This window comes from Sphingopyxis sp. GW821-FHT10B01 (assembly GCF_059415685.1).
On sequence record NZ_JBWKNS010000002.1, the window covers coordinates 237,217 to 249,645 of the forward strand.

At 65.1% G+C, this 12,429-nt stretch carries 14 protein-coding genes; 11 read left to right on the forward strand and 3 right to left on the reverse strand.

The features are described from left to right. Positions 1–24: 24 nt before the first annotated feature. From AC07NV_RS05535 to AC07NV_RS05550, 4 genes are all read left to right on the forward strand, one after another. Positions 25–1,200: an acyl-CoA dehydrogenase family protein gene (locus tag AC07NV_RS05535; protein WP_495165343.1), complete on the forward strand. Its 1,176-nt coding sequence runs from the start codon at positions 25–27 to the stop codon at positions 1,198–1,200. A 5-nt stretch (positions 1,201–1,205) separates the two neighbouring features. Further along, positions 1,206–1,745, forward strand: a complete 540-nt coding sequence (locus AC07NV_RS05540; RefSeq protein WP_495165344.1) for an RNA 2'-phosphotransferase — start codon at positions 1,206–1,208, stop codon at positions 1,743–1,745. A gap of 70 nt (positions 1,746–1,815) precedes the next feature. Further along, complete coding sequence (locus AC07NV_RS05545) at positions 1,816–3,021, forward strand: M20 metallopeptidase family protein (protein ID WP_495165345.1); 1,206 nt, start codon at positions 1,816–1,818, stop codon at positions 3,019–3,021. Beyond that, positions 3,018–3,263 (forward strand): GlsB/YeaQ/YmgE family stress response membrane protein, encoded by a 246-nt coding sequence (locus AC07NV_RS05550; protein WP_495165346.1) that lies wholly within the window; start codon positions 3,018–3,020, stop codon positions 3,261–3,263. The genes AC07NV_RS05545 and AC07NV_RS05550 overlap by 4 nt, the downstream gene beginning before the upstream one ends. 3 nt (positions 3,264–3,266) lie before the next feature. Here AC07NV_RS05550 and AC07NV_RS05555 read toward each other — a convergent pair whose 3' ends face one another. From AC07NV_RS05555 to AC07NV_RS05565, 3 genes are all read right to left on the reverse strand, one after another. Further along, positions 3,267–3,992, reverse strand: a complete 726-nt coding sequence (locus AC07NV_RS05555; RefSeq protein ID WP_495165347.1) for an AAA family ATPase — start codon at positions 3,990–3,992, stop codon at positions 3,267–3,269. A gap of 57 nt (positions 3,993–4,049) precedes the next feature. After that, on the reverse strand, positions 4,050–5,636 hold the full coding sequence (nadB, locus tag AC07NV_RS05560; RefSeq protein WP_495165348.1) for an L-aspartate oxidase: 1,587 nt from the start codon (positions 5,634–5,636) through the stop codon (positions 4,050–4,052). A gap of 99 nt (positions 5,637–5,735) precedes the next feature. Then, positions 5,736–6,659: an ABC transporter ATP-binding protein gene (locus AC07NV_RS05565; RefSeq protein ID WP_495165349.1), complete on the reverse strand. Its 924-nt coding sequence runs from the start codon at positions 6,657–6,659 to the stop codon at positions 5,736–5,738. 102 nt (positions 6,660–6,761) lie between these two features. On the opposite strand from AC07NV_RS05565, the gene AC07NV_RS05570 reads away from it, so the two are divergent. From AC07NV_RS05570 to AC07NV_RS05600, 7 genes are all read left to right on the forward strand, one after another. Beyond that, entirely contained in the window at positions 6,762–7,322 is a 561-nt protein-coding gene (locus tag AC07NV_RS05570; protein ID WP_495165350.1) for a DUF4402 domain-containing protein, read from the forward strand. 136 nt (positions 7,323–7,458) lie between these two features. Then, positions 7,459–7,656: a zinc-finger domain-containing protein gene (locus tag AC07NV_RS05575; RefSeq protein WP_495165351.1), complete on the forward strand. Its 198-nt coding sequence runs from the start codon at positions 7,459–7,461 to the stop codon at positions 7,654–7,656. A 95-nt stretch (positions 7,657–7,751) separates the two neighbouring features. Then, on the forward strand, positions 7,752–8,306 hold the full coding sequence (locus AC07NV_RS05580) for a DUF4402 domain-containing protein (protein WP_495165352.1): 555 nt from the start codon (positions 7,752–7,754) through the stop codon (positions 8,304–8,306). A gap of 39 nt (positions 8,307–8,345) precedes the next feature. Next, positions 8,346–9,788: a metalloprotease TldD gene (tldD, locus tag AC07NV_RS05585; RefSeq protein ID WP_495165353.1), complete on the forward strand. Its 1,443-nt coding sequence runs from the start codon at positions 8,346–8,348 to the stop codon at positions 9,786–9,788. A 211-nt stretch (positions 9,789–9,999) separates the two neighbouring features. Further along, entirely contained in the window at positions 10,000–11,211 is a 1,212-nt protein-coding gene (locus AC07NV_RS05590) for a hypothetical protein (RefSeq protein ID WP_495165354.1), read from the forward strand. Between the two features lie 82 nt (positions 11,212–11,293). Next, positions 11,294–11,698, forward strand: coding sequence for a hypothetical protein (locus AC07NV_RS05595; RefSeq protein ID WP_495165355.1), 405 nt, complete (start codon positions 11,294–11,296; stop codon positions 11,696–11,698). Between the two features lie 140 nt (positions 11,699–11,838). Further along, positions 11,839–12,408: a DUF924 family protein gene (locus AC07NV_RS05600; RefSeq protein WP_495165356.1), complete on the forward strand. Its 570-nt coding sequence runs from the start codon at positions 11,839–11,841 to the stop codon at positions 12,406–12,408. Positions 12,409–12,429 lie beyond the last annotated feature (21 nt).

A 12,429-nucleotide genomic window follows, 5' to 3' on the forward strand; every position in this document is an offset into this window, starting at 1 on the left:
TAAAGCCCGCGCAGCATCGCGTGCATGACAGCTTTTGACGACTGGCGCGCGCGCTCGCCCTATTATGACGAAACCCACGAAGCACTGGCGCAAAGCGTCCGCCGTTTCGTCACGCGCGAGATCGCGCCGCACATCGACCGCTGGGAGGCGGAGGGCGAATTGCCGCGCGAGCTGCACAGAAAAGCGGCCGACGCGGGCATCCTCGGGCTGCGCTATCCAGAAGCCTATGGCGGGCACAGTGAAGGCTTCGACAATTTTCACAGCCTTGTGCTGACCGAAGAGCTGGCCGCGGTCGGCGCGGGCGGGCTCGGCGCGTCGCTGATGACGCACGGCATCGGCCTGCCCCCGATCCTCGCGCTCGGGTCCGAAGAGCTGAAGCAACGCGTCGCCCCGCCCGTGCTCGCGGGCGAAAAGATCATCGCACTCGGCATCACCGAAGCGGGCGGTGGCAGCGACGTCGCCAATCTCAAGACGACGGCGGTGAAGGATGGCGACGACTATATCGTCAACGGCGGCAAGATGTTCATCACCAGCGGCATGCGCGCCGACTGGCTGACCTGCGCCGTCCGCACCGGCGGCCCCGGCGCCGCGGGCATCTCGCTACTGCTGATCGACATGGACACCCCCGGCGTCGAACGCACAAGGCTCGACAAGATGGGCTGGCGCTGCAGCGACACCGCCGCGATCCATTTCAGCGACGTCCGCATTCCCGCCGAAAATCTGATCGGCCAGGAGAACGCCGGCTTCATCGGCATCATGCGCAACTTCAACAGCGAGCGCCTCGGCATGGCGATGGGCTGCTGCGCCTATGCCCGCGTCGCGATGGCCGAGGCGGCGGAGTGGGCGCAGCAGCGCGAAACCTTTGGCAAGCCGCTCGTCGGCCACCAGTCGATCCGCATCAAGCTTGCCGACATGGAACGCCAGATCGAGGCGACGCAGGCGTGGGTCGACCTCGCCGCATGGCAGGTCAAAACCGGCTGCGCGCGCCCCGCCGACTTCGCGATGCTCAAAGTGCAGGCAACGCGGATGCTGGAGGCCGTCGCACGCGAGGCCGCGCAAGTGCTCGGCGGCGCATCCTATATCACCGGCAGCAAGGTCGAACGCATCTACCGCGAAGTCCGCGTCAACGCGATCGGCGGCGGCAGCGAGGAAATCATGCTCGATCTGGCGGGGCGGCAGTTGTTTGGGGGAAAGCGCTAACCGCTATGGACGACAAGACAATCTCGAAGTCGTTGTCCTATTGGCTGCGGCACAACCCTGACGAGGGCGGGCTCACTATCGATCCGGCAGGTTGGGCGGAGGTCGAAGCAGTACTCGCCGCCTTGAAACGCGCGAAGCTGCCGCATGCCCTCGTAGACCTGCAGCGTGTCGTCGCCGAGAGCGACAAGAAGCGTTTCGAAGTCTCGTCCGACGGACAGTTGGTCCGAGCGCGCCAAGGGCATTCGATCCCGATCGACCTAGGCTGGCCGGTTACCACCCCACCCGAAACGTTGTTTCACGGCACGGTCGAGAAATATCTGCCCGCGATTCTGGTCGAAGGACTGCGTCCGATGGCGCGGCATCACGTCCACCTGTCGCCCGACGAAGCCACCGCGACTATTGTCGGCGCGCGGCGCGGCAAGCCGGTGATCTTGCGAATTGCCGCCAGCACCCTTCATGCCGAGGGCGCCGAGTTTCGGCTTTCCAGCAATGGCGTGTGGCTTGTCAGCCATGTCCCACCGTCGTTTGTCGAGCGAGTAGGCTGAGCTGAAAGGCTAGTGCTTGGTCTCTCCGAGGTCCCTCGACACAGGCGCGGCTTCGCGGCACATTCGCCGCATGGACACGCAATCACATAGCTGGCCCGTCGAGGCCGAAACCCTTTTAGGCGACCTCGTCAATCTCCGCCGCGCAATTCATCGCGAACCCGAACTCGGGCTGCAGAACCCGAAGACGCTCGCGAAGATCAAGGATGCGCTCGCCGGCCTGCCGCTCGAATTTCGCGAGGGGCCGTCGACCACAGGGCTGGTCGCGATCCTGCGCGGACCCGCGAATGGCCGCACCGTCCTTCTGCGCGGCGACATGGACGCCTTGCCGCTGATGGAAGATACCGGGCTCGATTTCACCTCCGAGATCAGCGGCGCGATGCACGCGTGCGGGCACGACACGCATGTCGCGATGCTCGTCGGCGCCGCGAAGCTGCTGTGTGCGGCGCGCGACCGCCTGCCCGGCACCGTGATGTTCATGTTCCAGCCGGGCGAGGAGGGCCATCATGGCGCGCGCTTCATGCTCGACGACGGGATCATCGATCCGCTGCCCGACGCCGCCTTCGCGCTCCACATCATGCCCAACGCGCCGCACGGCATTTTTGCCGGGCGTGCGGGGCCGTTGCTCGCCTCGTCCGACGTGCTCTCAATCACGGTCAAGGGCGCGGGCGGCCATGCCTCGATGCCGCAGGATGCGATTGACCCGATCCCGGTTGCTTGTTCGATCGTCACCGCGATCCAGACGATGGTCACGCGCCGCATCTCGGTCTTCGATCCCGCCGTCGTCACCATTGCGAAGATCGCGGCGGGCACAACGAACAATATCATCCCCGAAACCGCCGAGATGCTCGGCACGATCCGCACCCTGTCGCCCGAGCGCCGCGCGATGGCCGCGCGCGAGTTGAAACGCCTCGCCCCTGCGATCGCCGAAGCGCATGGGTGCACCGCCGAGGTCCAGATCGACGAAGGCTTTCCCGTCACCATCTGCGACAGCCGTGCGGTCAGCTTCGGCCAGTCGGTCGTCGAAGAGACCTTCGGCGAGCAAGCCTGGCTGACGATGGATAATCCGGTGATGGGCGCCGAGGATTTCTCCTATGTGCTCGAAAAGGTCCCCGGCGCGATGTTCTGGCTCGGCGCGAGCGAGGCGGGCAGCGACTGGCGCCAATGCTGCGGGCTCCATTCGAACCATATGGTGCTTGACGAGACGGTGATGGCGCGCGGCGCGGCATTGCACGCCGCGCTGGCGGAACGGTTTCTGAACGAAGGATTCAACGCATGATCAACATCATCGGTGCCATCATTTCGGGCCTGATCATCGGCGCGCTCGCGCGCTTCTTCTATCCCGGTGCGGTCGAGATGGGGTGGATTGCGACGATCCTGCTCGGCATCGGCGGGTCGCTCCTCGCCGGCCTCGCGACATCGCGCGGCCGCGGCGATTTTCACCGCGCGGGCTGCCTCGCCTCGGTGATCGGAGCGATCGTGCTGATCCTCGTCGGCAGGCTGCTCGGCGTCGGCGGCTAACGCTTATTCGATCATCGCCTCGACGGTTTCGTGCGGGTAGAGCATGAATTCGCGATAGAGCCGGTAATGCGCCGTATCTTCGAGCTGTACCGGCTCGATCCCGAGCGGGCTGATCTGCCACAGATCGGCATCGGGCAGCGCCATCAGGATCGGCGAATGCGTCGCCATGATCACCTGGCTGTTGTTCGCGCGCTGAATGCGGCGCAGCAGCTTGAGGAATTCGAACTGCCGTGACGGCGAGAGCGCCGATTCGGGTTCGTCGAAAATATAGATGCCCTGCTGATCGGCGCGTTCTTCAAAGAAATTGAGAAAGCCTTCGCCGTGCGACCAGGACAGATAATCGGGTCGCCCGGCATTCGAGTCGAAGGCGGCCTGATCGATGTAGCGGGCCAGCGAGAAAAAGGTTTCGGCACGGAAGAAGAAGCCCCTGCCGACCTTGGGCAGCCACGCCGCACGCAGGGCCTCCGCCAAAACGCCGCCATCGCTGCCCGAGATGTCCGACCGATCGACGGCCCTATGGCCATAACCGCCGCCACCCTCGCTGAAACCCGCGAGCACCGCGATCGCTTCGAGCAAAGTCGATTTGCCCGATCCATTCTCGCCCACCAATATCGTGACGGGTTTCTTGAACCCGACTTCAAACGCCGGATCGCCGAACAGCGGGATATTGAAGGGGTAGGTTTCGCGATCGACGGCCGGCTTGTCGGCGTCGGCAACGGGCTCCGGCATCCACACCCGCCGCAGATAGGGCGGCGGAAGCTTCGTCCTCGGCCCTCTAGCCACCGCTCACGGCACCAACACCGTATCGACCGCCTGCAGCAACAGATCGGGATAATCGAGCGTATAATGTAGCCCGCGGCTTTCCTTGCGGTGGAGCGCGCTGCGCACGATCAGCTCGGCGCATTGGAGCAGGTTGCGCAGCTCGATCAGGTCGGTGGTGACGCGGAAATGGCCGTAATAATCCTCGACCTCGTGCGTCATCATGTCGATGCGATGCCGCGCGCGCTCCAGCCTTTTGGTCGTGCGCACGATGCCGACATAATTCCACATGAAGCGGCGGATCTCGGTCCAGTTCTGCTTGATCACCACCTCTTCGTCCGAGTCAGTGACGCGGCTGGCGTCCCACGGCCGGATCGCCGGCGGCGTGTCGAGCGTGTCCCAGCACTGGATGATATGCTTCGCCGCCGCCTCGCCGAACACGAAACATTCGAGCAGCGAGTTCGACGCCAGACGATTGGCGCCGTGCAGCCCGCTCTCGGTGCATTCGCCCGCCGCATAGAGGCCGGGAAGGTCGGTGCGCCCATCGAGGTCGATCAGCACCCCGCCGCAGGTATAATGCTGCGCGGGCACCACCGGGATCGGCTGCTTGGTCATGTCGATGCCCAGCGTCAGCAGCTTTTCATAGATATTCGGGAAATGCCCCGCGACGAAATCGGGATCGAGATGGCTGATGTCGAGATGGACATAGTCGAGCCCCGAGCGCTTGATCTGGTCGTCGTTCGCGCGCGCCACAATATCGCGCGGCGCAAGTTCGGCGCGCTCGTCATAATCGGGCATATAGCGGTGGCCGGTGACGGGGTGCTTCAATATCCCGCCCTCGCCGCGCACCGCCTCGGTGATCAGGAAATTCTTGACCTCGAGATTATAGAGGCAAGTGGGGTGGAACTGCATCATCTCCATGTTCGAGACGCGGCAGCCCGCGCGCCACGCCATGGCGATGCCGTCGCCGGTCGCGCCTCTGGGCGCCGTCGAGAATTGGTACACGCGCCCCGCCCCGCCGCTGGCAAGGATCGTCGCGCGGCCGACATGCGCGTGAACCTTGCCGGTCTTTTCATCGAGCGCATAGACGCCCCACACGCGCCCCGATCCCGAATAGCGCGCCTCGTGGCGGCCGGTGATCAGGTCGATGCACGCCTGCCCCGGCAGCAGCGTGATGTTCGGATGCGCCTCGGCGGTCTTGAGCAGCGCCGCCTGCACCGCCCAGCCGGTCGCGTCGTCGACATGGACGATACGGCGGTGCGAATGCCCGCCCTCGCGCGTCAGGTGCAGCGCCTCGGCATCCTTGTTGAACGGCACGCCCATCTCGACCAGCCGCTCGATCGCATGCGGGGCATTCTCGACGACGAACTCGACCGTCTCGCGCCGGTTCAATCCGGCGCCCGCGACCATCGTGTCCTCGATATGATTTTCGAACGTGTCGCCCGCATCGAGCACCGCGGCGATCCCGCCCTGCGCCCACGCGGTCGAGCCGCCGGTCAGCTCACCCTTCGCGAGCACCAGCACGCGGCAATGATCGGCGAGCGCGATGGCGGCCGTGAGACCCGCGGCACCGGAACCGACGATGATGACGTCGTGGGAAATATTATCTGACATCAAATTTCCGTTCGCATCGAGCGAAGTCGAGATGCCCCTCGACCCCGCACTGTCCCCATGGGTGTCTCGACTTCGCTCGACACGAACGGAGACGAGAGATTACCCATTCGCCGCGCGCGTCAAATTCAGGAACACATCTTCCAGATCGGCCTCGCGCGTCGACACGTCGACGATGCCATGCCCCATCGCATTGACCGCGGCGAGCACTTCGCCCGCGTTCATGCGGTCCTTGTTGTAACTGATCGCCAGCCCGCGCGTCCCCTCGCGCTCGATCTTGTCGAAAGCAGGGTGCGTCGGCAGATCGGTGATATCTTCATCGAGCGTCACGACGACGATCTTCTCGCGCGCCATGTCGACCAGCTCGCGCGTCGGCTTGTTCGCGATGAGTTTGCCATGGTTGATGATCGCGATCCGGTCGCACAGCTCCTCGGCCTCTTCCAGATAATGCGTCGTCAGCACCACGGTCACGCCGCGATCGTTGAGGCGCTGGACATAGTCCCAAAGCTGCTGGCGGAGTTCGATGTCGACCCCCGCGGTCGGTTCGTCGAGCACGATGATCGGCGGCGAATGCACCATCGCTTTCGCCACCAGCAACCGCCGCTTCATCCCCCCGGACAGCGTCCGCGCATAGGCGTCGCGCTTGTCCGACAGATGGACCGCGGCGAGCAGCTCGTCCGAAATGCGCTTCGCCTTGGGCACGCCGTACAGCCCCGCCTGATTCTCCAGCGTCTCATACGGCGTGAAAAAGGGATCGAAGACGATTTCCTGCGGCACGATGCCGATCGAATATTTGGCGTTGCGCGGATCGGCGTCGATGTCGAAACCCCAGATGCTCGCGCTGCCGGCGGTCTTGTTGACCAGCCCCGCCAGGATATTGATCAGCGTCGACTTGCCCGCGCCGTTCGGCCCGAGCAGCCCGAAAATCTGGCCGCGCGGCACGTCGAAACTGACATTGTCGAGCGCCTGTTTGCCGCCGGCATAGAGTTTGGAGACGGCGTCGATGCGGATAGCGGCTTCACTCATGGCCGCTTCCATAGCCGCGCGCTTCGGCCGGCGAAAGCCCGCTAATTTTTCGTCAGCGCGGCGTTAACGCTAAATTCGAAACTCGCCGCTAGGACCAATGATGTGAGGACCAGACACATCATTTGCCCGCTGCCTGCGCAGCGCGGCCTAGCCATCTTTGCGCTTTTTCTTGGTGCCGCCGCCGTTTCGCCGGCGCTGGCCCAGAATAGCGCGCAAAGCGAGGCCGAAGCCATCGTGCTTCGCCCGCTCAGCTTCTTCAAGGTCAACGACCTCGATTTCGGGAGCATCATCGCCTCGGGAAGCGCGGGCACGGTGCGGCTCGCCCCCGACGGCTCGCGCACCCGCACCGGCGGCGTGACGCTCGCCGGCAATGGCGGCGAGCCCGCGCGGTTCGCGGGGCTCGGCACGCCGAACCGCCAGGTCAATATTTCGCTCGGATCGAACACGATCTGGATCACCGGGCCGGGTGTGCGGATGCGCGTGCGCGATTTCGAGATCGGCAGCACGCCGACCGCAATCCTGACGACGGCGCCGACGCGCTTCAGTATCGCCAGCGCGCTCGGCAATTATAATTTTCCGGTCGGCGGGACTCTCGAGGTCGGCGCCAACCAAATGCCGGGCGATTACAGCGGCACATTCACGATCACGCTCAACTATCTTTAGGCCTTCCGTGGGGGGAAGACGGCACCGGGGGACCACTTGCGCCTGAACGGGTGCCTGCACCGGTGCCGTCAAAGCCCCACGCAGATTATGCAGACCCGATTGCGGGCGCCCGTCCTGCTTGCTATGGGCGCGGTCGATGACCCAGCCCGCTCCCGAGACCATCCGCACGCCCAAGACCCGCATCGCCTGTGACGGCACCGGCGACGGCCTTGCCGACGCGGCCCTCGGCCACCCGCGCGTGTGGCTCGAAATCGATACCGACGAAGGCTTCGCCGACTGCGGTTATTGCGACCGGCGCTTTGTCCTCATTGGCGGCGTCACCGACAAAGCCTGACCCGCGGGGTCAAAAGTAAACAGCTGCTTTACCAAGCCCGTGCATCATCGATGAAGGTCCATCCGGCATAAATGTGCCAGACAGGAGCAGAATCTGTGGGGATTCAAGGGACCAGAAACTGTCGGGGCGCACGCCGCGCCCTGACCATCGCCGCGACAGCGGCGAGCGCCGGGCTATGCGCACCGGCCTATGCCGCCGACACCAATGTCACCGTGAATGCGGCGATCGTTCGCCCGAACACGCTGATCAAGACCGACGATCTCGATTTCGGGACGATGGTCAGCGGCGCGACCGGCGGCACAGTGACGATCAATGCGGTCACCGGCGCACGCACGACCAGCGGCGGCGTGACCCCGGTCGGAGCGGGTACCCAGCGTGCGATCTTTCAGGGCACCGGCGGCATATTGCTCATCACCGTTTCGGGCGACACCAGCGTCACGCTGACACGCGCGGGCGGCGGAGCACCTGCGCTGACCGCCAGTCTCGTGCGCGCGGCCAGCACCAGCGGCGGCGGCATCGCCCTGCTTGGCGCCACGCTGCTCCCCAGCGGGGTCCAGACCTACTATATCGGCGGGACACTGACCGTTCCGGCCAATCAGCTCGCGGGCGATTACAGCGGCACCTTCACGCTCAACGTCAATTATCTCTGACCGCTGGCGTCGGCGCGCGGGCGTGCCTATATCGGCACCATGACAAGCCCGACCGACCCCCGCCGCTTCCTCTATCGCGCCGACGCGCTCGACCCCGATCTGGCGCAGGTGCTCGCGCGCGAAGCACTCGCCAAGGCCGACGACGGCGAGCTCTACCTGCAATATCGCGCGACCGAGAGCTTCGGCTTCGACGACGGCCGATTGAAGACCGCCGACTATTCGACCGACGCGGGTTTCGGCCTGCGCGCCGTGTCGGGCGAGATGACGGGCTTTGCGCACGCCAGCGACATCAGCGCCAGCGCGATCCGCCGCGCCGCCGAGACGCTCGCGCTGCTCGACCCGTCGAACCAGCCGCACGCCGCGCCGCCGCCGCGCACCAACCGCCATCTCTATGACGAAGCGAACCCGCTCGACCTCATCCCCTTCGCGAAGAAGGTCGCGCTCTGCCAGGAAATCGACGCGGCAGCGCGCGAGCGTGATCCGCGCATCGTTCAGGTTTCGGTCTCGCTCGCGGGCAGCTGGTCGGTGGTCGAGATCGTCCGCGCCGACGGCTTCCTCGCGACCGACATCCGGCCGCTCGTCCGCCTCAACGTTAGCATCGTGGTCGAAGAGAATGGCCGCCGCGAAACCGGCAACTTCGGCCTCGGTGGTCGCTACATGTACGATCATCTGTTCGAACCGGCCCAGTGGAACCGCGCGATCGACGAAGCGCTGGCGCAGGCGCTCGTCAATCTGCGCGCGGTCGACGCCCCCGCGGGCGAATTCACCGTGCTGCTCGGCCCCGGCTGGCCGGGCGTGCTGCTCCACGAAGCGGTCGGCCACGGGCTCGAGGGCGACTTCAACCGCAAGGGCACCAGTGCCTTTTCGGGCCGCATCGGTCAGCGCGTCGCCGCGCCCGGCGTGACGGTGGTCGACGACGGCGCGATGGACAGCCCCGTTGGCGGCGGCCGTCGCGGCTCGCTCAGCATCGACGACGAAGGCACACCCACGGGCGAAACCGTGCTGATCGAGGACGGCATCCTCAAAGGCTATATGCAGGACCGCCTCAACGCGCGCCTGATGGGGGTCGAGCCCACCGGCAACGGCCGCCGCGAAAGCTTTGCGCATGCGCCGATGCCGCGGATGACCAACACCTTCATGAAGGGCGGTAACGTCGACCCCGCCGAGTTGCTCAGCCGCGTCAAGAACGGCATTTTCGCCAAAAGCTTTGGCGGCGGACAGGTCGACATCGTGTCGGGCAAGTTCGTCTTCAGCTGCACCGAGGCGTACAAGATCGAGAATGGCAAGCTCGGCGATTCGATCAAGGGCGCGACGCTGATCGGCGACGGTCCCAGCGTGCTGACCAAGGTCACCGGCATCGGCAACGACATGGCGATCGACGAAGGCGTCGGCATCTGCGGCAAGGGCGGCCAGAGCGTCCCCGCGGGCGTCGGCCAGCCAACCTTGCTGGTCAGCGGACTGACCTTGGGCGGTACGGCTTAGTACCGACCTCTCGTCATGCCGGACTTGATCCGGCATCCATGGCGGCCTCCCTTCGTGGACCCCGGATCAAGTCCGGGGCGACGACCTGTGGAGAAGGCCCTGTGACCACCCTCACTTGGCGTTCACCCTTCGCGCGCATATAGATACCCAAACAAAAGAAGAATCGGGTCGCATCATCCGCGGGGGCATCCTCCGCAACAGGGAGGGTAATATGCGTTCGAGTCTGCGTTTCGTTTCCGTGGCCGCCGTCGCCGCGATGCTCGCCGCCGTTCCCGGCTCGGCGCAAAAATCGACCGGTCCCAAGGAACGTTATGAAATGGACGTCGCGACGATGTCCGGCTTTGCCGCCATGGCGGGCGGCGGACGCGGCGGGCTGGGCGGTGCGATGGGCATGATGTTCGGCGGCGATCCGTCGAGCAAGGTCGCCTATAATCTCAACCTCCGCCTCGGCTCGAACGACGCGCCGACCGCGCCGCCGCCGAAGGGTGATCATTTCTTCCTGCCGCAGGCGAAGCTCGGCAAATCGGTGCCGCTGATCAGCGTCGAGCGCAAGGAAGGCACCTATCCGACCGAATTCGAGCGGCCGAAGGGGCGCCTGCTCCTCTATTGGGGTTGCGGCGCCAAGGCCGGGCCCGGCCAGCCCGTGATCATCGACTTTGCCAAGGTCGCTGCGGGGCAGGTTCCGCCGGGACTGTTTTCAAGCGCGGTACCGGTGATTCGCGAAGTCAGCCAGATGAACAGCCGCTCCTACACCGACTGGCCGAACAGCAAGAATGGCAAGCAGCCTGGCGGCGGCTCGTCACTGCTCGGTGCGCACCGCGTTGCGAGCAATTATGGCCCCGACATCAATTTCACTCTCGCGCAGGACTATATGCAGCGCCTGTCGGCTTCGACCGCGATTCAGGGCGACCAGTCGGTGATGCTGCGGTGGAATCAGGTGCCGACCGCGACGGGTTACGCCGCGTGGACGATCGGCGGCATGGACCGGCAGGACAAGGGCGGCGACATCGTCTGGTGGACGAGCAGCGCGTCGAAGGAATTCGGCGGCGGGCTTTGGGACTGGTTACCGCCCTCGGTCGTCGCGAACCTCATCACCAAGAAGATCGTGATGCCGCCCAGCCAGACGAGCTGCCAGATCCCCGCCGAGGTCAAGAAAGCGTCGGGCGAGATGATGATCGGCAATCTCAACGCCTTCGGCCCCGAGGCGAATTTCTCCTATCCGCCCAAGCCGGCAGGCAATGCGGCGTGGAATATCGACTGGACGGCGAAGGTCCGCTTCCGCTCGCACACGATGCTGCTGATTGGCGCCGATTTTGGCGGCATGGACGGGTCGTCGGCCGGCGGCAGCACCCCCGTGGAACCCGCCAAGAAGAAGAAATGCAAAGGTCCGCTCGGTATCCCGCTGCCCGACGGAGCGTGCTGATACAGCGGCGAGTCAGCCCCTGTTCACGCGCTTGAGCATAAAAGGGCGCCGGGTAGGGTATGATGAAGACAGGAGTCGAACCATGCGTCACCTAATCCCGGCGATTTTTGCCGCCGCCGCTCTGGCCGCCGTTCCGGCCGCCTCGTCGGCGCGGGAAAAGCTTACCCCCGAAGCCAAGCTGGAAAAACTGCTTGAAGGCCGCGTCGCGGGCGAACCGCAGGACTGCCTCCCGCTGACCAGCATCTCCAGCTCGCAGGTCATCGACAAGACAGCCATCGTCTATCGCGTCGGCAGCACACTGTGGGTCAACCGTCCGAGGGGCGGCGCCGACTCGCTCGACGACGACGATATCCTCGTGACCAAGACGTCGGGTAGCCAGCTGTGCAGCATCGATACCGTCCAGCTGCGCGACCGCTCGAGCCACATGTACAGCGGCTTCGTCTCGCTCGGCGAATTCGTCCCCTATCGCCGCGCCAAGGGCGAATAGCCTTGTTCGTCATTGCGAGGGCCGAAGGCCCGTGGCAATCCAGAGCGGTGCAACACCGCCCTGGATTGCTTCGCTCCCGTTAGACGGGCGTTATCCTGAGCGCCTGCAAGGCAGTCGAAGGGCTCGCAAGGACGGATAATATGGAAATATCGGATGTTCCCGCCCCGCCCGCCGACTGGGCTGCGCAATTGCTTGCCTTCTGGTTCGACGCGCATGGCTTCGACGACTGGTATGGCGGCGGTCCCAGGTTCGATGCCGAACTCCGCGCCATCGCCGAAGACTGGCACGAGGCGTTGCGTTCGCAACCCGCCGAAGCCTTCCTGACCGACGCCGATACCGCGCTCGCGGCGACGATCCTGTTCGATCAGGTGCCGCGCAACCTGTTTCGCGGCCACGCCGACGCCTTTGCCACCGACGACCTCGCGCGCGCGATAGCCCGCGGCATCGTCGCCAAAGGTTGGGACCAAAACTGGTCCGACGACCGCCGCCAGTTCGCGTACCTCCCCTTCGAGCATAGCGAGGATATCGCCGACCAGCGCGAATCGCTGCGGCTGATGGGCCAGCTCGCCGATCCGGTCTTCGCCGATTATGCGAAGAAGCATTTCGACATCATCGACCGCTTCGGCCGCTTCCCGCACCGCAATCATGTCCTCGGCCGTACCACCCGCCCCGAAGAGGAAGCGGCGGTAGAGGAAGGCAGGAATTGGTGATAGGGCGGGCGCGAACCGGAG

What these genes read in the sequence shown, in the direction of transcription:
- AC07NV_RS05595 (WP_495165355.1), top strand. Translation starts at nt 11,294, where the DNA reads ATGCGTCACCTAATCCCGGCGATTTTTGCCGCCGCCGCTCTGGCCGCC.
- AC07NV_RS05545 (WP_495165345.1), top strand. Translation starts at nt 1,816, where the DNA reads ATGGACACGCAATCACATAGCTGGCCCGTCGAGGCCGAAACCCTTTTA.
- nadB (WP_495165348.1), bottom strand. Translation starts at nt 5,636, where the DNA reads ATGTCAGATAATATTTCCCACGACGTCATCATCGTCGGTTCCGGTGCC.
- AC07NV_RS05575 (WP_495165351.1), top strand. Translation starts at nt 7,459, where the DNA reads ATGACCCAGCCCGCTCCCGAGACCATCCGCACGCCCAAGACCCGCATC.
- AC07NV_RS05565 (WP_495165349.1), bottom strand. Translation starts at nt 6,659, where the DNA reads ATGAGTGAAGCCGCTATCCGCATCGACGCCGTCTCCAAACTCTATGCC.
- AC07NV_RS05550 (WP_495165346.1), top strand. Translation starts at nt 3,018, where the DNA reads ATGATCAACATCATCGGTGCCATCATTTCGGGCCTGATCATCGGCGCG.
- AC07NV_RS05540 (WP_495165344.1), top strand. Translation starts at nt 1,206, where the DNA reads ATGGACGACAAGACAATCTCGAAGTCGTTGTCCTATTGGCTGCGGCAC.
- AC07NV_RS05535 (WP_495165343.1), top strand. Translation starts at nt 25, where the DNA reads ATGACAGCTTTTGACGACTGGCGCGCGCGCTCGCCCTATTATGACGAA.
- AC07NV_RS05555 (WP_495165347.1), bottom strand. Translation starts at nt 3,992, where the DNA reads ATGCCGGAGCCCGTTGCCGACGCCGACAAGCCGGCCGTCGATCGCGAA.
- tldD (WP_495165353.1), top strand. Translation starts at nt 8,346, where the DNA reads ATGACAAGCCCGACCGACCCCCGCCGCTTCCTCTATCGCGCCGACGCG.
- AC07NV_RS05600 (WP_495165356.1), top strand. Translation starts at nt 11,839, where the DNA reads ATGGAAATATCGGATGTTCCCGCCCCGCCCGCCGACTGGGCTGCGCAA.
- AC07NV_RS05590 (WP_495165354.1), top strand. Translation starts at nt 10,000, where the DNA reads ATGCGTTCGAGTCTGCGTTTCGTTTCCGTGGCCGCCGTCGCCGCGATG.